Below are 17,847 nucleotides of genomic sequence, written 5' to 3'. Positions count from 1 at the left end.
ACGCCCATCTGTTAGTCATAGAAGTTCCATGAGACACCAATCTTGAACAGGCGCGGATTGATGGGGTAGTGCGGCACCAGGAAGGAATTGGCACTTCCCATACCTGCGTTGACATGATACATCATGGCAAAGATACGCGTCCGCTTCAAGTGCAGGTTGGCATATACGTTTACGATGGGGTAACCGCCTATTTCCACCAAGTCGTCCGTAGGTTGCAGATGGAATTGCTGGACGCCGGGTGCATAGGCGGGTGCGTTGTACTTGGTGAAGTAACGGACATCGGCACCCAACTGAACGGTCAGCACCTTCTTGGCGAGTTTGGCCAGTATGTAGAAGTTATGGTAGAGCGAGAGTTGGGGCAATGGAAGTACTGTTTCATTGCTCGTCTTCTGCCAGGTCACTTCGTTGTCCAGGTGGAAGATACCGAGGCGGAAGTCTTGTTTCAGCGTAGCAGACAGCACTTGTATGTTGCCTCCGTTCTGTTCGGGCAGGGCGCTTTGGTTGAAGTAGGTGTAGTTCTTGATATTCTCTACACCGGCACGGAGATTGGTTCCCCAACGAGAAATGTTCAGTTCGCCTTCCACACGCGTGCGGAATTCTTTGTCCATGTTGTCATTGTCCCAGTTGTAGTGGTTGGAGTGATAATGGCGCATATAGAAGGAAGGAAGCGTGTTGCTCACATAACCGCGGGCGTAGAAGTTCACCGTATCTTTCCATAGACGGAAGTTCAGGTCCAGATTGGCGTTGACACGGAACTGCCCGATGGCTTTGTCTACCAAGCCCACTTCACCGTTTACGTTGTAGTGTAGCAGTTTGCCTTCGCGCTTGGCGAGTTCGCCACCCAGAAAGATTTCCTGCTCGGTGTAGCGGATGCGGCGCATGTCGGTAAGCGTGTCCGTGTTCATCAGGTCGTACCGGCTAAACTTGTGGGAGATATAAGCCGTAAGTCCGGCTTTGGCATATTTGTTGAAGCCCTCCAGCAAGGCTATTCCGAACACGTTCTTTACACTGAATGCAGTGGTAGAGTCGTTACTGTAATTCTTGTAAAGTTTGTAGTCTTCCGGGAAGAATCCTTCGGGCTCGCTTCCCGAACGGAATTGGTGCCGCGACCGTTCTACTTTCAGGGTATGGATAAAGCTGGTGACGGGGACGAACTCTTCTTCGAAAAGTGAGTCGTTGTCTGCGGTAGAAACAGACGGCAAGCTGTCATTGACGGCTGCAAGTGTGCCGACCGATTTTGATGCTATGCTGTCGTTTGGCAATGCTATGTCGTTGTTCGAAGCGGATATTTTGGCTTCGGAGGACGGGGAGGAAGAAGCTTGGGGTGCGGATTCCGTCGGTTTGCCTTCCTGTGTGCTCCGTACTTTCCGCGTAAAACCAAGACGATAGCGCTGTGTCAGATAGATATAAAAATCCTTGTTGCGGTTGGAACTCCGTTCCAATTTGACCGGTATAGTGGTGGATTCATACTCTTTCTTTCCTCCAGACATGTTTTCGGGACGGGTGATATATTGGTCGTCTGCAATACCGCCGTTTTCGTTCATTTTCAGGAAGAAATTGTTGTAGACTGCTTGTACCTGATATTTTTCACCGATATAGCTACCGAACAGACCTGCATTGAAGTGCGAGGTGGACTGGTTCTGGTAATAACCGCGCCCGTACAGATAGTCGATGTTAAAGCCAAATGCCAGCTGTTTGTTGACGTTGACGGAGAAGTAGGACTTGAAGCGTTCTTCACCGTTCACTTTGTTGCCGGCCTTGTAGTAGGTAAGATTGGTGTAAGGCACGTTGCTGTTAGTGAAAAGCACCTGGTCGGGACGTATGAAAAAACTCGAAAAGGGAGCCATGAAGATGGTGGGTTCGCTTTCCTCTCGTTCGAAGAACAGACGTGAGAGGCGTGGAGAACCTAAATTCCCCAAGTAATTGTAGTGGCCGAACATTCCTTCCACCAGATTGGTGCTCTGGAAGTTGAGGCTGGCTGTATCGGCAGGTATGATGGTACGGTTGCCTAGTGTCTCACTTAGTTTCCACATGTAAAGCTTTGGCGGAAGACTTTGAATCTCAGTATTGGTACTGTCTTCCAGATTGTCCGGCTGGGTATTCGGGTCAATCTGGTTACCGAACCGGTCGCGATTGTTCATTGGGTTTAAGGTGTTTTGCGCCATAGCCCCCCATATCCCTATAACGGACAGAAATATATATGTCAGTACAATTCGTCTCATAATTAGGCGCAAAGATACAATAAAAAATTATTTGCTTACTGAATTCAGCCTTTTTTGCTTCTTTTAAAATGTCTTGTTTTCTGTTTTGCCCTATACTGCTTCCGGTTCTCTGCCCTTGAATCCATGCTTTGGGGGCTTGAAATGAAATAAGCCCTTGCAATAAATCAATATCACAAGGGCTTATCCGCTTTCCTTTATCTCTTATTCTGGCGTAAAGTTTCTCCTCTTATGGGGGAGTGGCTTTACACAGCCTTTCATTTCATTTCCTGAATAAGTTCCATTCCTTTCTTGATAGCTTCTTCGTTCATCGGTATCAAGTGATGGTGGCGTTCGGGCAGTGTCTTCTTCAATCCTCTGAGTACACTGTCCAGTGTAACCATCGGCTTGATTTTCAATAATCCACCCAATACAATCATGTTGAACGCCTTGGCATTGTTCATTTCATTGGCGGCATCCATGGCGTTGATGCGGTAAACGTGGATGTCCTTGCGCGTCGGCGGGTTGATGATGCCGTAACCGTCGTAGATGAGTACGCCTCCGGGTTTTACCTTGCTTTCGAATTTCTCCAGTGACGGCTGGTTCAGGATGATGGCAGCATCGTACTTGCTCAAGATGGGTGAGGATATTTTCTCGTCACTCACGATGACTGTTACGTTGGCTGTACCACCACGTTGTTCCGGTCCGTAAGCCGGCATCCAAGTCACCTCTTTGCCTTCCATCAATCCGGAATATGCCAAAATCTTTCCCATGGACAATACACCTTGTCCACCGAAGCCTGCTATAATGATTTCTTCTTTCATTGTTCTTCTGTCTTTAGCATGATTATTTATCTTTCAGGTCGCCCAGCGGATAGAAGGGGAACATGTTCTCTACCATCCATTCATTGGATTTCGCAGGAGACATCTTCCAGCCGGAGTTACAGGTGGAGACGATTTCCACAAGGTTGGAACCTTTGCCTGCCATAGAGTTCTCGAATGCTTTGCGGATGGCCTTTTTCGCTTTGCGGATGGCAGGAACAGACTGTACGCTTTGGCGTGTCACATAAGCGGTGCCTTCCAGTTGTGCAGCAATATCGGCCATCTTCAGCGGATAGCCGTGCAGATGCACGTCGCGTCCGTAGGGGCAGGTAGCAGTCTTCATGCCTACAAGGGTAGTGGGAGCCATTTGTCCCCCGGTCATACCATAGATGGCATTGTTGATGAAGATGATGGTGATGTTTTCGCCGCGGTTCAAGGCGTGGATGGTTTCGGCAGTACCGATACAAGCCAAGTCGCCGTCTCCTTGGTAAGTGAACACCAGGCGGTCCGGCCAAAGGCGCTTGATGGCAGTGGCAAGTGCGGGCGCACGTCCGTGGGCGGCTTCCTGCCAGTCGATGTCTATATAATTATAGATGAACACGGCACATCCCACGGGGGAGATACCTATTGCTTTGTCTTCCAGTCCCATTTCTTCGATAACCTCGGCTACGAGTTTATGAACTACGCCGTGGCTGCATCCCGGGCAGTAGTGCATGGGATTGTCGTTCATCAGAGTCGGTTTCTTGGCAACCAGATTCTCGGGCTTTATAATATCTTCTTTTGTCATAATCACTTCTCCTTATCTGTTGGTGAACCGTATGAAAAACTCCATCAGCTTGACGAATATCGCCGCGCCGCAGACGTAGATGAACAGCTTGAAGTCATCTTTTGCAGCAAAATATATAATGATAGCTGCTAGGGCGAGTACCATGAAGAGAATGTTCAGTACGTTTCTTATTTTATCAGGATTCATTTCTTAATCAGTTTTTCTTTCAATGCATCTACTATCTCATCCGGATCGGGAACAATGCCGCCGAGACGTCCGAAATGTTCCACTTTCACTTTACCGTTCACGGCAAGGCGGACATCTTCTACCATCTGTCCGGCATTCAATTCTGTAACGAGCATGCCTTTCACCTTGTCGGCGTACGCGGCAATGGCTTTGGTCGGGAACGGCCACAACGTGATGGGGCGGAGCATACCTACCTTGATTCCTTCTTCGCGCGCCAGCTCCATTGCTTTCTGTCCGATGCGTGCCATGGAGCCGAAGGCTACAATCAGGTAGTCGGCATCATCGCAATGAATTTCCTCGAAGCGAACCTCATTTTCTTCTATCTGCTTGTATTTGGCCTGGAAACGGATGTTGTTCTTTTCCATTTCTTCCGGTTTCAGTTCCAATGAGGTGATGATGTTGGGCTTGCGGCCGTTGGTTCTGCCGGTAGTGGCCCATGGGCATTGTTCGATGACTTCCGCATCGGTGCGGCGTGGCTTTTGTGCCGGGAGCACCACTTTTTCCATCATCTGGCCGATGACACCGTCGGCAAGGATGATTGCCGGGTTGCGGTATTTGAAGGCAAGTTCGAATGCCAGTCCTACGAAATCTGCCATTTCCTGTACGGAAGCCGGAGCAAGGGCAATCAGACGATAGTCACCGTGGCCGCCTCCTTTTACTGTCTGGAAATAGTCGGCCTGGCTCGGTTGGATGGTTCCCAGACCGGGACCGCCGCGCATAACGTTTACAATCAAGCAAGGCAGCTCGGCACCTGCCAGATAAGAGATACCTTCCTGCTTCAGGCTGACACCGGGGCTGGAGGAGGAGGTCATGACCATTTTACCACTTCCGGCACCGCCGTACACCATATTGATAGCTGCCACTTCACTTTCTGCCTGAAGAACCACCATGCCGGTCGTTTCCCAAGGTTTCAGTTCGGCAAGAGTTTCCAATACCTCCGATTGCGGAGTAATGGGATATCCGAAGTAACCGTCTGCACCGCAACGGATGGCTGCGTGGGCGATGGCTTCGTTTCCTTTCATTAATACAACTTCTTCTGCCATATTCTACTGATTTACAGATTTATTCTACTTTTATTTTATATACTGAGATACATCCGTCCGGACATACTGTGGCGCACGAGGCGCAGCCGTTACAAGTATCTTCCAATATCTGGTGGGCATAGTTATACCCTTTCACATTCACCTCCTTGGTGAGGGCTATTACGTTGAGCGGACATGCTACCACACACAAGTTGCAGCCTTTGCAACGTTCGGTGTCTACTACGATTGCTCCTTTGATTTTTGCCATAATTTACGTTCTTTATTTATTGATTGTACATATCCTTGTTGTAGAAGTTCAGGATGTCCATAGCCATTTGATAGGCATGCTGTGCCGGGCTTTCGGGGTTCAGGTCGATGGCATACTGATAGTTGTTCAGCGCTTGTTGCCAGTTGCCTTGTTTCCGATAGGCATTTCCCCGCAGGTAGTAAGCTTCGTCTTTGCCGGGAAAGTCTGTTTGCAGTATTTCGTCAAGCTGCTGAATGGCTTGTTCTACATTTCCCTGGTTGATAAGCTCTTTTATGGTATTCAGTCGTTCCATATCTAAAAAATATCCGGGTTATCGAACCACAAAGATAGTTTTTATTTGAAGATAATGAGCATCTTCATTGTGAAAAATAAGAAAAAGGGGCAAATAAAAAGCCCGAAGTTTCTCACGATTCTATCAGAATGTCAGAACTTCGGGCAGATATCATAAAGAATATGGTTCTACTGCTTTACAAGTGTACCGGTATCTTGTCCACTCTTCGTTGGTGGCGTCCGCCTTCGAATGGTGTACTGAAGAATTCCTTCATAATCATGTCGGCTTCTTCGGTACTGATGAATCGCCCTGGCATGACGAGTACATTGGCATCGTTGTGCTGGCGTGCCAAATGGGCTATTTCTGCCGTCCAGCAGAGAGCGGCGCGGATACCCTGATGCTTGTTCAGCGTCATACTGATACCTTCACCGCTTCCGCAGATGGCAATTCCCGGATAGCACTCTCCGGCTTCAACGGCCAGTGCCAACGGATGTGCAAAGTCGGGATAGTCGCAACTCTCGGTTGAGTAGGTCCCGAAGTCCTTGTAAGCCCAGCCTTTGGCTTCCAACCAGCCGCGGACATATTCCTTCAATTCGAAGCCTGCATGGTCGGAACAGATTCCTATTGTTTTCATGATGGTCAGTTAATATACCGATGTGCCAATGTGCTGATGCCTGCAGTTGTGGGGCGCGGGCAATCAGCACATCAGCACATCGGATAATGATTATAACATTGCTTTTACTTGCTTGTAAACGTTCTCTGCGGTGAAACCGAGCTTTTCGTCCAGCACTTTATAAGGTGCCGAGAATCCGAATGATTCCAATCCCCATACTTTACCGCGGGGACCTACCAGCCCTTGCAGTGTGACGGGCAGACCGGCTGTCAGGCCGAATACCTTGGCACCACACGGGATAATGCCTTCCTGATATCCCGGAGCTTGGCTACGGAACAGGCCTTCGGAAGGGACGGACACGATACGCACCTTGATGCCATCCTTGCGCAGCAATTCAGCGCCGGCTACCAATGTGGCAACTTCCGAGCCTGAAGCAACGAGGATTACATTCGGATTTTCATCGGAGCCGGCTACGATATAAGCGCCTTTGGCAGCTTGTTCGTAATCGTTGCCTTCGGGCAGGTTGGCGATGTTCTGGCGGGAGAAAATCAAACCGGTTGGGGTTTTGGTATTTTCCATTGCCAGCTTCCATGCTACAGTTGTTTCTTCTGCATCTGCCGGGCGGAGCACCAACATGGAATTGTGTCCCTTGTGGTTTTTCAGCTTTTCCATCAGGCGGATTTGAGCTTCCTGTTCTACCGGTTCGTGGGTAGGGCCGTCTTCACCTACACGGAAGGCATCGTGCGTCCAGATGAACTTCACGGGAACTTCCATCAGGGCTGCCATACGTATGGCAGGTTTCATGTAGTCTGAGAATACGAAGAATGTTCCGCAAGCGGGGATTACACCGCCGTGCAGTGCCATACCGATACAGCAGCAAGCCATAGTCAGCTCGGCAACACCGGCCTGGAAGAATGCACCGCTGAAGTCACCTTTCTTGAAGGCATGTGTTTTCTTGAGGAATCCGTCTGTCTTGTCGGAATTGGAAAGGTCGGCAGAAGCAACAATCATATTTTCTACTTGAGTGGCGAGAGCACCGAGTACAGTGGCGGATGCTGCGCGGGTGGCAACGCCTGCTTTCTGTTCGATGGCGGCCCAATTCACTTCGGGAGTCTTGCTGGAGAAGAACATTTCCAGTTTGGCAGCCTTTTCCGGATTGGCTTTTGCCCATGCGGCTTTGGCTGCATATTTTTCAGTCATGATTTTCTTCAGCTCAGCTGCACGCTTGGCATATAGTTCGGCCACTTCGGGGAAGATGACAAACGGATTTGTCGGGTCACCACCTAAATTCTTGATGGTGTTTACATAAGCGTCGCCGCCCAGAGGAGCACCGTGTGTGGCACAATCGGCCTCGTAGCTGCTGCCGTCTGCCTTGCGGGCACCTTTACCCATTACGGTATGGCCGATAATCAGCGTCGGACGCTCTTTCTCAGCTTTGGCTTCGTTCAGTGCACCGCGGATGGCATCGGGATCGTTACCATTGATTTTAATGACTTTCCAGCCCCAAGCTTCGTATTTCTTGCCGGTATCTTCGATGGTCACATCCTTTGTTTCGGTAGAAAGCTGAATGTCGTTGGCATCATAGAACATGATGAGATTATCCAACCCTAATGCTCCGGCGATACGGCCTGAGCCTTGGGAGATTTCTTCCTGGATGCCACCGTCAGAAATATAAGCGTAGATGGTCTGTGGCATTACTTCTTCGAAACGTGCCTTCATGAACTTAGCTGCGATGGCTGCACCGACTGCAAATGTGTGTCCCTGGCCGAGCGGTCCGGAAGTGTTTTCGATGCCGCGCATGATGTCACGTTCGGGATGTCCCGGAGTAGGGCTTCCCCATTGACGGAATTCTTTCAGTTCGTCCAGCGTGAACTTGCCGGTCAGGGCCAATGTAGAGTAAAGCATCGGTGACATGTGTCCCGGGTCGAGGAAGAAACGGTCACGACCTTCCCAAGCCGGATTTTCAGGGTCATATACCAGGAACTCTGAGAAGAGTACATTTACAAAGTCAGCACCACCCATGGCACCGCCCGGATGCCCGGAGTTGGCTTTCTCAACCATGGATGCAGCAAGGATACGGATATTGTCCGCCGCACGGTTCATAAGTTTGTTGTCGTTCATATTGAATCTAATTAATTTTGAATATTATCAATGGGTTATTGGGGCCTTGTAGGTTTTCCAAGGGCAAAGATAACTCTTTATGCGTAATTCACAACACTCGAAGAGTGTCTTTTTTATCAGTATTACTGCCTTTTTGCTGCTAAAATGATACTAAACGTATTTAGCTGATTTTGTGCGGTGCACGGTAGTTTTACTGTAATTCAATAGTAACGATTGATTTGGCCGGAAGTTTAATCTTGAGAATATCTTTATTAATTTTTACCTCTTTGAACGGAACGGGTTTCACATTGTCGGGATTTTCAAATGAATTGTAGTCCGTCAGATTGGTGGAAGTCAATATTTCACCAACTGCTTTCTTGGCTTTCGTTCCAGACAGATTGATGGTCACTTCCTGTGCATTGTCTGCATCTACGTTGGACATGGAAATGTGTATCTTGCCGTTTTGGTCTTTGGAGGCGGTAGCACTGACCATTGGTATTCTGCGGTTGTCGCGTACATCCATCATGTCGCAGTTCAGCTCAAGAGGAATGTAGGTAGCATCCTGGTGTACATTGTACATTTTGAATACATAATAAGTGGGGGTGAGTACCATGTTTTTTCCGCTGGTCAGAATCATGGATTGCAATACATTGACGATTTGGGCAATGTTTGCCATTTTCAGACGGTCGGTATATTTATGGAAGATGTCGAAACTGAGGGAGGCGACAAAAGCATCACGCAATGTATTCTGCTGGTACAGATGTCCGGGATTGGTACCCGGTTCAGTATCCCACCAGGTTCCCCATTCGTCAAGCATAAGAGCCACGTTCTTTTGAGGGTCGTATTCATCCATAATGGTGCAATGCTTCTTGATGACATCTTCTATTTCGCGGCATTTGCCCAGTGTCCAGTAATAGTCGTCTTTATTGAATCGGGTGGCGGCGCCTTTACTGCCGTTCCATCCGCTGACGGTATAGTAGTGCAAGGAAAGACCGTGCATACGGCCGCCTACGCAGTCCATCAGCACTTTGGTCCAGTTATAGTCGTAGTCGCTGGCACCGCTGGCTATCTTGAAAAGACTATTGCCGTCATAGTTGCGGCAGTAGGTGGAATAGCGGCGGTAGAGGTCGGCATAATATTCGGGACGCATGCTTCCACCGCAACCCCAGCTTTCGTTACCCACGCCGAGGTATTTTACTTTCCAGGCTTTGTCGCGACCGTTCTGGCGGCGCAGGCGTGCCATGGGGGAGTCTCCTTCGGAGGTCATGTATTCCACCCATTTGGCAAGTTCTTCTACGGTACCACTGCCTACGTTTCCGCTGATATAGGGTTCACAACCCAGCATTTCGCAGAGATTGAGGAACTCATGGGTTCCGAAACTGTTGTCTTCGATAGTGCCTCCCCAGTTGTTGTTCACCATTTTGGGGCGGTTTTCTTTAGGGCCGATACCGTCCATCCAGTGGTATTCATCGGCAAAACAGCCGCCCGGCCAGCGGAGGACGGGTACACGGAGCTCCTTCAGTGCATTGAATACGTCGGTGCGATAACCGTTGATGTTGGGAATATCGGAGTTTTCACCTACCCAAAGTCCGCCATAGATACAAGTTCCCAAATGCTCTGCAAATTGGCCGTAGATTTCTTTAGGAATGATTTGCCCGCTCTGGTCTGTGTGTAAAGTGATAGTGGCACTTTTCTGTGCGAAGAGTGACAACGAGGTGGAGAGAAATATGCTACTGATAAATAACTTTGTGTTCATAGTTTTTTAGTGTTATTAAATACTTAGTTCTTGAATCTTACTGCTGCTTCTTCGATGGGCAAACCAGCTTTATAGCTTTCGATGTAGGTGTTGAATCCGCTTACATCTTCGGCTGTCGGTGAGATTTCAATACCGGCATTTCCGGTGAATACATGCTTGTCCAGGAAGTCGGCAAGGGATTGGTCGTTTCCGTTGTTTGCAAGGTAGGAAGCGAGGAGGGCAATACCCCAGGCACCACCTTCGCCGGCTGTTTCCATAACGGAAATGGGTGAATTGATGGCAGCTGCCAGTATTCTCTGGCCTACTCCTTTGGTTTTGAAGAGTCCTCCGTGACCGGTGATTCTGTCTACTCTGATTTTCTCTTCATTGAAAAGGATGTCGTTGCCGATTTTGAGAACTCCCACTGAAGCATACAGATGGGTGCGCATGAAGTTGGCAAGGTTGAACTTGTCGTTTGCCGAACGTACAAACAGTGGACGTCCGTCTGCCAGTCCCGTTATAGGTTCGCCTGATATGTAGTTGTATGAGATGAGGCCTCCGCAGTCTGCATTGCCTGTCAGGGCGTGGTTATAGAGCTTTCCGTAGATTTCGTCCATATCTACGGGGATACCCATCAGTTCCTGGTATTCTTTGAAAATATTGATCCAGGCATTGAGGTCGGAAGTGCAGTTGTTGCAATGCACCATAGCTACGAGGCTTCCGTCGGGGGTGGTTACCATGTCAATCATTTCGTAGGGCTTGGACAATTCTTTCTCCAATACAATCATTGAGAAAGAGGAGGTGCCTGCCGATACGTTTCCAGTGCGCTGCTTTACGGCGTTGGTGGCAACCATGCCGGTTCCTGCGTCACCTTCGGGCGGACAGACGGGAATTCCTGCTTTCAGATGTCCTGATATGTCGAGGCGACCGGCTCCTTCGGGAGTAAGGAAGCCTGCGTTTTCACCGGCCGACAATACCTTCGGCAGAATATCCCGAAGCTTCCAGTCGTATCCTTTCGGAGCAATAAGTCTGTTGAACTTATCCACCATTTCAGAAGAATAGTTTTTGGTGATGGGATCGATGGGGAGCATACCGGAGGCATCTCCTATGCCCAGTACCTTTTGACCGGTTATTTGCCAGTGGACAAAACCTGCAAGGGTGGTCAGGTAATTGATGGATGGAACGTGTTCTTCATTATCCAGGATGGCTTGGTAGAGGTGGGAAATGCTCCAACGCAGAGGGATGTTGTAGACAAATAATTCGGATAGGGCTGCGGCAGCCTGGCCGGTATTGGTATTTCTCCAGGTACGAAAGGGTACAAGGATTTCTTCTTTTTCGTTGAATGCCATATAGCCGTGCATCATGGCACTGACACCGATGGCTGCCAGGGTTTCTATCTCTGTATCGTAAAGGCTCTTTACATTAGCACGAAGGTCTGCGTAGCAATCCTGCAACCCATACCAGACAGCTTCGACGCTATATGTCCACAGTCCGTCGACTAACTGATTCTCCCAAGTATGGCTTCCCTGGGCGATGGGTTTGTTTTCCTGGTCAATCAAAACCGCCTTGATTCGTGTGGAACCGAGTTCTATGCCAAGGATGGCCTTACCTGCCTCAATGGTTGATTTTGCATCTAATTTCATGGTATTAATGATAAATTACGGATTTATAGTACGATTATAAACTACGGATTACTGATTGCAAACTACTGGTTACGTTTGTGGTACGCGTAATTAGTAATCCGTAATGATTATCAGCAAAGTGCCTTGTTCAGCATATAGTAGACTTCATTCATGCGCAGTTCTTTTTTGAACTCGCTGATGGTGGTATTTTCATCGATGACCACCATTTCGATGCCGGCCATTTCGGCAAAGTCTTCCCAATATTCCACCGTCAGGTCGTAGGAGAAGCTGGTATGATGTGTACCTCCGGCCAGAATCCAGGCTGCAGCGCCCACCTCGAGGTTGGGCATTGGAATCCACAGTGCGCTGGCAACGGGCAACTTGGGCAGAGGCTTGCTCTTGATGCATTCTACTTTGTTCACAATGAGGCGGAAGCGATTGCCCAGGTCTACGATGGTAGCGGCTACACCTTCACCTTGCTTGCTGGTAAATACCAGGCGGGCTGTTTCGCTGTCGATACCGATGCTCAGACGGTGCACTTCCAGTTTCGGCTTCTGTTCGGCAATCAGTGGACAGACTTCCAACATGTGTGCCTGCAGGATGGCGCTCTTTTCTCCGTCGAAGTTCAGCGTATAGTCTTCGAGGAAGGAGCACCCCTTCGGCATGCCTTGACTCATCACCCAAGTGGTACGGTATAGTGCCGCAGTTTTCCAGTCGCCTTCGGCACCGAAGCCGTAACCTTCCGCCATCAGTCGCTGTGAGGCCAGTCCGGGGATTTGGTCAAAGTCGCCCAAATCGTTGAAGTTGGTGGTGAAGCCTTTGGCACCCGTGTCTTTCAGCACGCGGCGAATGGCGATTTCGGCCTTGGCGGAGTTCCATACTTTGGTGTAGGCTTCCGTACGTGCGTCTTCCAGTTCGGGAGCGTGGTCGTAGAGCTTGAAGTATTCTGCTACGAGTGCCTTCACGTCCTCGTCGCTGACAGCATTGTAGTATGTCATCACATCATTGATGGGATAGTAGTCCACATGATAGCCCAATACTTGTTCGGCGCTGACCTTGTCACCGTCTGTCACAGCCACGTTGTTCATCTGGTCGCCGAAGCGGATGATGAGCATATCCTGCGCATCAGCCCATGCGGCAGCTACGCGCATCCATGCGGCAATCTGTTTTTGGGCTTTTTCGTCCTGCCAGTGGCCTACTACCACTTTGCGGTTCTTTCGCATGCGTGTCACGATGTGTCCGAACTCGCGGTCGCCGTGAGCCGATTGGTTCAGGTTCATAAAATCCATGTCCATCGTCTCCCAGGGAATTTCCTTGTTGAACTGTGTATGGAAGTGTAGTAATGGCTTCTTCAGTTCCTGCAAACCGTGAATCCACATTTTGGCAGGAGAGAAGGTGTGCATCCAGGTGATGACTCCGATACACTTATCGTCGTTGTTGGCGGCTTTGAAGGTAGCGGTTACTTCTTTGGATGAATTGACCGTACCTTTATATACTACCTTTACGGGCAGTTTCCCGGAATCATTCAGACCTTTCACCATTTCATTACTATGTGCGTCTACTGCGATAACTGCGTCACCTCCGTACAAGAGCTGTGCTCCGGTTACGAACCATACTTCATATTGTTCAAATGCGTTCATACGATTTATTTTTATAGTTTATATTTAAAGAATGATAGTTATTTCTGTCCATAATAAGCGTTAGGACCGTGCTTGCGGCTGAAATGTTTTTCTATCAGCAGCGGATTCATGGTCAGATTGGGGTTCACGGCATAGGCTATACTTGCCATTTTTGCCACCTGTTCCATCACTACGGCATTATGTACCGCCTCGTGTGCGTCTTTTCCCCACGAGAAAGGACCGTGGTTCTTTACCAATACTCCGGGAGTATGTACCGGGTTCAGCCCCTCAAAGCGTTTTACGATGACATTTCCCGTTTCCAGTTCATACGCTCCTTCCACTTCCTCCTTCGTCATGTCTGCTGTGCAGGGTATGGCGTCGTGGAAGTAATCGGCATGTGTAGTCCCGATATTCGGTATGTCACATCCGGCTTGTGCCCAGGCTGTGGCGTAAGTAGAGTGCGTGTGCACCACACCGCCGATTTCGGGGAATGCTTTATAGAGAACCAGGTGGGTCGGCGTGTCTGAAGAGGGCTTTAACCGTCCTTCCACGACCTTGCCGTCAAGATTCACTACCACCATATCCTCTGCCTTCATTTCATCGTAACTCACCCCACTGGGCTTGATAACTACCAGACCGGATTCGCGGTCAATGCCCGATACATTGCCCCATGTGAAGATAACCAATCCGTGCTTCACCAGTTCAAGGTTAGCATGGAATACTTTGTCTTTCAGTGCTTCCAGCATATTATTTAAATTACTAATTACAAGTTGTTGAATATTAGGTTTTCAGAGCTTAAATTTCGGAGCTTTGCGGTATGCCTTCTCATTAAACTGATATAAAGCAGCTCCACGTTTGGACCCCGTTTTGTCTATTTTGTCAGTTTTTTCTATATAGTCCATTTCTGCTATGCGTTTTCGGAAGTTTCGTTTGTCAATGCTCTCGCCGTATATAGCTTCGTATAAGCTTTGCAGTTGTGACAGCGTGAACAGTTTAGGTAGTAGATTAAAGCCGATTGGTTCGGTGGACGCTTTTTGTTGCATCAACTTCCGAGCTTTCTCCACCATTTGCGGATGATCAAAGATTAGCGCTGGCAGTTCATTGATATTTACCCAGAAAGCATTGTGTTGCTGTACGGATTCTTTGTCGTATTCGTTGATGTTGATGAGCGCATAGTAAGCAATGGAGACTACGCGTTCTCCTGGGTCACGATCTATGGCTCCGAAAGCTTGGACTTGTTCCATATATACATCTTCCAGTCCGGTTAGTTCATTCAGGACTCGTTTGGCTGCATCATCCACGCTTTCGTCTTCCTGCACGAATCCACCCATCAGCGACCATTCGCCCATTGCCGGTTCAAAGTTACGCTTCAGCAACAGCAGGTTCAATTCTCCTTCATTGAAACCGAAAATAATGCAGTCGATACTTACATAAAGTTTCGGATTTGAACTATAGTAATTACTCATATCTTAATTTTTGTTTAAGGGGTATGCTGCATGGATATATATCATGGCAACATACCGATTTACCAGAAATACCAATAAAAAGCAGCAGTAATACCCAGGATGATAAGGGTATGAATGATATCCCATTTATTCCAACTCGCACGTGTAGCTGCTTTTTGTTCGGGAGTTGAAGTTCCGAATACCAGCCCTTGAATCTTTTCAGCGCTTGGGGCAGCTGTAAACATGCTGACTGCGATAACCACTACGATGCAGAACAAGAACATCCATCCGCAGAAAAACAGCCAGTTCATATCATAGAACAGATACTTGAAGGTACTGCTTGACACATCTCCTACATTGCTGTAATATACTTTTGCCCCCAGACGGGTTAAACCGATAATCATTCCGGCAATCAGTCCCCACATACCGCCTTGTGCAGAGGTGCGTTTCCAGCAGATCCCCAAGAGGAAGGCTGCGGCAATGCCTGGTGCTAATACAGATTGTACATCTTGTAAGTAGGTGTAAAGGACATCGCCTACACTGCGCATAATGGGAATCCAGAGTATACCCAATATCACAATCGCAACAGTTGCCATCTGTCCAATTCCTACCAGCTTTTTCTCAGAAGTGTTCGGCTTGAAACGTTTGTAGAAGTCAATGGTGAAAAGCATAGCAGATGAGTTGAACAAAGATGCGAGAGAACTCATCAATGCTGCAAGAATACCGCAAACAACCAAACCTTTGACTCCTGCAGGAAGTAATTTTGCTACTAGAGTTGGGAAAGCAGCATCTGCATTGGCATTTCCGTTTGCCAGCATAGGTAGAAAACCTTCTCCCCCGGTTCCGAGATATTTTTGGTGTAATGCGAAAGCAATCATGCCTGGGATAAGGAATAAGGATACGGGCAATAATTTCAGGTAAGCTCCGAAGATGGTACCGCGCCGTGCTTCCTTTTCATTCTTTCCGGAAAGTACGCGTTGCACGATGAACTGGTCTGTACACCAATACCAGAATCCGATAATGGCTGAACCAATCAGTGCACCCAACCAAGGGAAGTTAGGGTCGTTATTACTGCGTATAAGTTCTGTCATTGTGTTGCCATAATCGTTCACTGTGGCTGCACCGCAGATTCTCATCATCTCATCCCAGCCTCCCAATTCTTTGAAGCCGAGTACCAGGATTATCAGTGAACCTAACAGCAAGATGGGGGTCTGCAGGATGGAGGTATAAAGTACCGACTTCATTCCTCCGAAGATTGTGTAGAGCGCAGTCAGTATAACCAGACCGATGGCGGCAATCCAAAAGAAGTCGATCCCCCAAAGTTCTTTTATACCGAATACTTGTTGGAATACCAATCCTCCTGCATAAACCGTCACGGCAACTTTTGTCAGTACATAGCTGATTAAAGATATTACAGACAATATTGTACGTGATTGTGGATTATAGCGGCGTTCTAGGAATTCAGGCATCGTGAATACCATGCTTCGCGAATAGAACGGTACGAATACCCAGCCTAAGATAAGGATCATCCAACCTTGTATTTCCCAATGTGCCATCGCCATACCGCTGGAAGCACCGGCACCGGCTAGTCCGATTAAATGTTCGGAACCGATGTTGGATGCAAAGATAGATGCACCGATAGCAAGCCATGTGGCATCACGACCGCCTAAAAAATAGTCTGCTGAGTCATTCTGTTTCTGTTTGACAACCCAGACAATAATTCCAATTAAAGCCAGGAAAAAGATTCCAATGACTAGCCAATCTAATGTTTCCACGATAATAAATGATTTATAAGGTTACTGTTATTTTTCTACGGAAAATTTGAAGACACATTCACTGTTGTAAATTTGTCCGGGTTCCAGTACGACAGAAGGCCATTGGGCTTTGTTGGGGCTATCCGGATAATGTTGTGTCTCGAGGCATACGGAAGCGCGTTGGTTGTAAGTAATGCCTTTTTTACCTTTTACGGTGCCGTCCAGGAAATTCCCGGTATATACTTGTATGCCTGGCTCATTGGTATAAACTTCCAGAGTGATGCCGCTTATAGGCGATGTCAGTTTAGCTGCCACTTGGGATAGGTCACCTTTAGTATTCAGTACCCAATTATGGTCATATCCGTTTCCGTTCTTTATTTGTTCAAAGTCCGTCCGGTTGATGTCTTGTGCTACACTCTTGGGAGTGGTAAAGTCCATTGGTGTTTCTTTGACGGAGATGATGTCACCCGTTGTCATGAAAGTACTGTCTACCGGAGTATAGTTGTCTGCATTGATGTATAAGATGTGGTCTGTTGCTGCCTTTGAAGGATCACCAGATAAATTGAAGTAAGAATGGTTAGTCATATTGATGACCGTCTTTTGGTCTGTTGTTGCACTGTATTTTATATCAATGGCATTGTCATCCGTTAACTTGAAAAGTACTTTTGCCGTAACGTTGCCCGGGAAATTCTCGTCTCCATCCGGTGAAATGCGGGTGAGCTCCAGAGTTGTGCTGTCAATGGGATTGGCACTGTATACTTGGTACTGCCATCCTTTGGGACCACCGTGCAGGCAATGTCCGAAATTGTTCTGTGCTAACTGTATGGTATCTCCATCAAGAACGATTTTCCCTTGATTAATCCGGTTGGCGTAGCGGCCGATAGAAGCACCAAAGTCACTTGGAATGTTGATGTAATCGGCAATGCTGTCAAAGCCCAATACTACATCTTGCATAGCTCCGTTTTTGTCGGGCACCATAATGGATACAATACGTCCTCCAAAGTTTGTGATGCATACTTCCATGCCCGCTTTATTCTTCAGCGTATAAAGATGTGTTTGGGCGTCATTGACCGTTGTTTGGAATTTTACTGGATCAAGACCGGACAGCGTAAGCGTTGTTTCTGTCTTTTGATTGCACGCAGCTAGCATCATTGCGGCAATTCCTGCAAGTAGAACATGTCTTTTCATGGTTTTGTATTTAATGTAAATGAGATGATTATCTTCTTTTGGTGTAAAAATAACACTTTTCTTTAGTGTAGGCTGTACACTTTTATATGTTATGCAACATAAGTGTCAAAAAACATATCTGTGTCAACTGGCTGTACAGATAGGCACGTCTGGAATAAACTTCTCGGATGATTTTGTTT

Annotated in this window: 16 protein-coding genes; all 16 read right to left on the bottom strand. The window is 47.9% G+C overall.

Annotated features, from left to right (window positions below; all coding sequences use genetic code 11):
* Positions 1–11 precede the first annotated feature (11 nt).
* The 16 genes from HUX74_RS02395 to HUX74_RS02320 all read right to left on the bottom strand — a co-directional run bounded on the left by HUX74_RS02395 (position 12) and on the right by HUX74_RS02320 (position 17,668).
* Positions 12–2,222 (bottom strand): putative porin, encoded by a 2,211-nt coding sequence (locus tag HUX74_RS02395; RefSeq protein ID WP_117878056.1) that lies wholly within the window; start codon positions 2,220–2,222, stop codon positions 12–14.
* Between the two features lie 254 nt (positions 2,223–2,476).
* Complete coding sequence (locus HUX74_RS02390) at positions 2,477–3,022, bottom strand: 2-oxoacid:acceptor oxidoreductase family protein (RefSeq protein WP_005826606.1); 546 nt, start codon at positions 3,020–3,022, stop codon at positions 2,477–2,479.
* Positions 3,023–3,044: 22 nt separating this feature from the next.
* Positions 3,045–3,806, bottom strand: a complete 762-nt coding sequence (locus tag HUX74_RS02385; RefSeq protein ID WP_117600927.1) for a thiamine pyrophosphate-dependent enzyme — start codon at positions 3,804–3,806, stop codon at positions 3,045–3,047.
* Positions 3,807–3,818: 12 nt separating this feature from the next.
* Positions 3,819–3,992: a hypothetical protein gene (locus HUX74_RS02380; protein ID WP_005826603.1), complete on the bottom strand. Its 174-nt coding sequence runs from the start codon at positions 3,990–3,992 to the stop codon at positions 3,819–3,821.
* Positions 3,989–5,074: a 3-methyl-2-oxobutanoate dehydrogenase subunit VorB gene (locus tag HUX74_RS02375; protein ID WP_117600926.1), complete on the bottom strand. Its 1,086-nt coding sequence runs from the start codon at positions 5,072–5,074 to the stop codon at positions 3,989–3,991. Before HUX74_RS02375 ends, HUX74_RS02380 begins: the two co-directional genes overlap by 4 nt.
* A gap of 19 nt (positions 5,075–5,093) precedes the next feature.
* On the bottom strand, positions 5,094–5,321 hold the full coding sequence (locus HUX74_RS02370; protein WP_005826600.1) for a ferredoxin family protein: 228 nt from the start codon (positions 5,319–5,321) through the stop codon (positions 5,094–5,096).
* A gap of 16 nt (positions 5,322–5,337) precedes the next feature.
* Positions 5,338–5,613 (bottom strand): tetratricopeptide repeat protein, encoded by a 276-nt coding sequence (locus HUX74_RS02365; protein WP_005826598.1) that lies wholly within the window; start codon positions 5,611–5,613, stop codon positions 5,338–5,340.
* Positions 5,614–5,788: 175 nt separating this feature from the next.
* Entirely contained in the window at positions 5,789–6,226 is a 438-nt protein-coding gene (gene rpiB, locus HUX74_RS02360) for a ribose 5-phosphate isomerase B (RefSeq protein ID WP_117600925.1), read from the bottom strand.
* 90 nt (positions 6,227–6,316) lie between these two features.
* Positions 6,317–8,326, bottom strand: coding sequence for a transketolase (locus HUX74_RS02355; RefSeq protein ID WP_117600924.1), 2,010 nt, complete (start codon positions 8,324–8,326; stop codon positions 6,317–6,319).
* A 190-nt stretch (positions 8,327–8,516) separates the two neighbouring features.
* Entirely contained in the window at positions 8,517–10,061 is a 1,545-nt protein-coding gene (locus HUX74_RS02350; protein ID WP_057252641.1) for an alpha-N-arabinofuranosidase, read from the bottom strand.
* Between the two features lie 23 nt (positions 10,062–10,084).
* Positions 10,085–11,683 (bottom strand): xylulokinase, encoded by a 1,599-nt coding sequence (locus HUX74_RS02345; RefSeq protein WP_174646131.1) that lies wholly within the window; start codon positions 11,681–11,683, stop codon positions 10,085–10,087.
* Between the two features lie 110 nt (positions 11,684–11,793).
* Positions 11,794–13,302: an L-arabinose isomerase gene (gene araA, locus HUX74_RS02340; RefSeq protein ID WP_117600922.1), complete on the bottom strand. Its 1,509-nt coding sequence runs from the start codon at positions 13,300–13,302 to the stop codon at positions 11,794–11,796.
* A 38-nt stretch (positions 13,303–13,340) separates the two neighbouring features.
* Positions 13,341–14,027, bottom strand: coding sequence for an L-ribulose-5-phosphate 4-epimerase (locus HUX74_RS02335; RefSeq protein ID WP_005826585.1), 687 nt, complete (start codon positions 14,025–14,027; stop codon positions 13,341–13,343).
* A gap of 42 nt (positions 14,028–14,069) precedes the next feature.
* Entirely contained in the window at positions 14,070–14,747 is a 678-nt protein-coding gene (locus tag HUX74_RS02330; RefSeq protein WP_117600921.1) for an NUDIX domain-containing protein, read from the bottom strand.
* Between the two features lie 59 nt (positions 14,748–14,806).
* Positions 14,807–16,501, bottom strand: coding sequence for a sodium:solute symporter (locus HUX74_RS02325; protein WP_174646130.1), 1,695 nt, complete (start codon positions 16,499–16,501; stop codon positions 14,807–14,809).
* 27 nt (positions 16,502–16,528) lie between these two features.
* Positions 16,529–17,668: an aldose epimerase family protein gene (locus tag HUX74_RS02320; RefSeq protein WP_117965438.1), complete on the bottom strand. Its 1,140-nt coding sequence runs from the start codon at positions 17,666–17,668 to the stop codon at positions 16,529–16,531.
* Positions 17,669–17,847 lie beyond the last annotated feature (179 nt).

This window comes from Bacteroides sp. Marseille-P8574 (assembly GCF_902825465.1).
Classification (GTDB): Bacteria; Bacteroidota; Bacteroidia; order Bacteroidales; family Bacteroidaceae; genus Bacteroides; species Bacteroides uniformis.
The sequence above is the reverse complement of the archived record's forward strand: the minus strand, read 5'-3'. Positions and strand labels throughout refer to the sequence as shown.

Bases quoted from the DNA above. Each gene is read 5' to 3' on its own strand.
- HUX74_RS02355 (WP_117600924.1), bottom strand. From the start codon at position 8,326: ATGAACGACAACAAACTTATGAACCGTGCGGCGGACAATATCCGTATC.
- HUX74_RS02335 (WP_005826585.1), bottom strand. From the start codon at position 14,027: ATGCTGGAAGCACTGAAAGACAAAGTATTCCATGCTAACCTTGAACTG.
- HUX74_RS02365 (WP_005826598.1), bottom strand. From the start codon at position 5,613: ATGGAACGACTGAATACCATAAAAGAGCTTATCAACCAGGGAAATGTA.
- HUX74_RS02375 (WP_117600926.1), bottom strand. From the start codon at position 5,074: ATGGCAGAAGAAGTTGTATTAATGAAAGGAAACGAAGCCATCGCCCAC.
- HUX74_RS02390 (WP_005826606.1), bottom strand. From the start codon at position 3,022: ATGAAAGAAGAAATCATTATAGCAGGCTTCGGTGGACAAGGTGTATTG.
- HUX74_RS02385 (WP_117600927.1), bottom strand. From the start codon at position 3,806: ATGACAAAAGAAGATATTATAAAGCCCGAGAATCTGGTTGCCAAGAAA.
- rpiB (WP_117600925.1), bottom strand. From the start codon at position 6,226: ATGAAAACAATAGGAATCTGTTCCGACCATGCAGGCTTCGAATTGAAG.
- HUX74_RS02345 (WP_174646131.1), bottom strand. From the start codon at position 11,683: ATGAAATTAGATGCAAAATCAACCATTGAGGCAGGTAAGGCCATCCTT.
- HUX74_RS02330 (WP_117600921.1), bottom strand. From the start codon at position 14,747: ATGAGTAATTACTATAGTTCAAATCCGAAACTTTATGTAAGTATCGAC.
- HUX74_RS02395 (WP_117878056.1), bottom strand. From the start codon at position 2,222: ATGAGACGAATTGTACTGACATATATATTTCTGTCCGTTATAGGGATA.
- HUX74_RS02380 (WP_005826603.1), bottom strand. From the start codon at position 3,992: ATGAATCCTGATAAAATAAGAAACGTACTGAACATTCTCTTCATGGTA.
- HUX74_RS02350 (WP_057252641.1), bottom strand. From the start codon at position 10,061: ATGAACACAAAGTTATTTATCAGTAGCATATTTCTCTCCACCTCGTTG.
- araA (WP_117600922.1), bottom strand. From the start codon at position 13,302: ATGAACGCATTTGAACAATATGAAGTATGGTTCGTAACCGGAGCACAG.
- HUX74_RS02320 (WP_117965438.1), bottom strand. From the start codon at position 17,668: ATGAAAAGACATGTTCTACTTGCAGGAATTGCCGCAATGATGCTAGCT.
- HUX74_RS02370 (WP_005826600.1), bottom strand. From the start codon at position 5,321: ATGGCAAAAATCAAAGGAGCAATCGTAGTAGACACCGAACGTTGCAAA.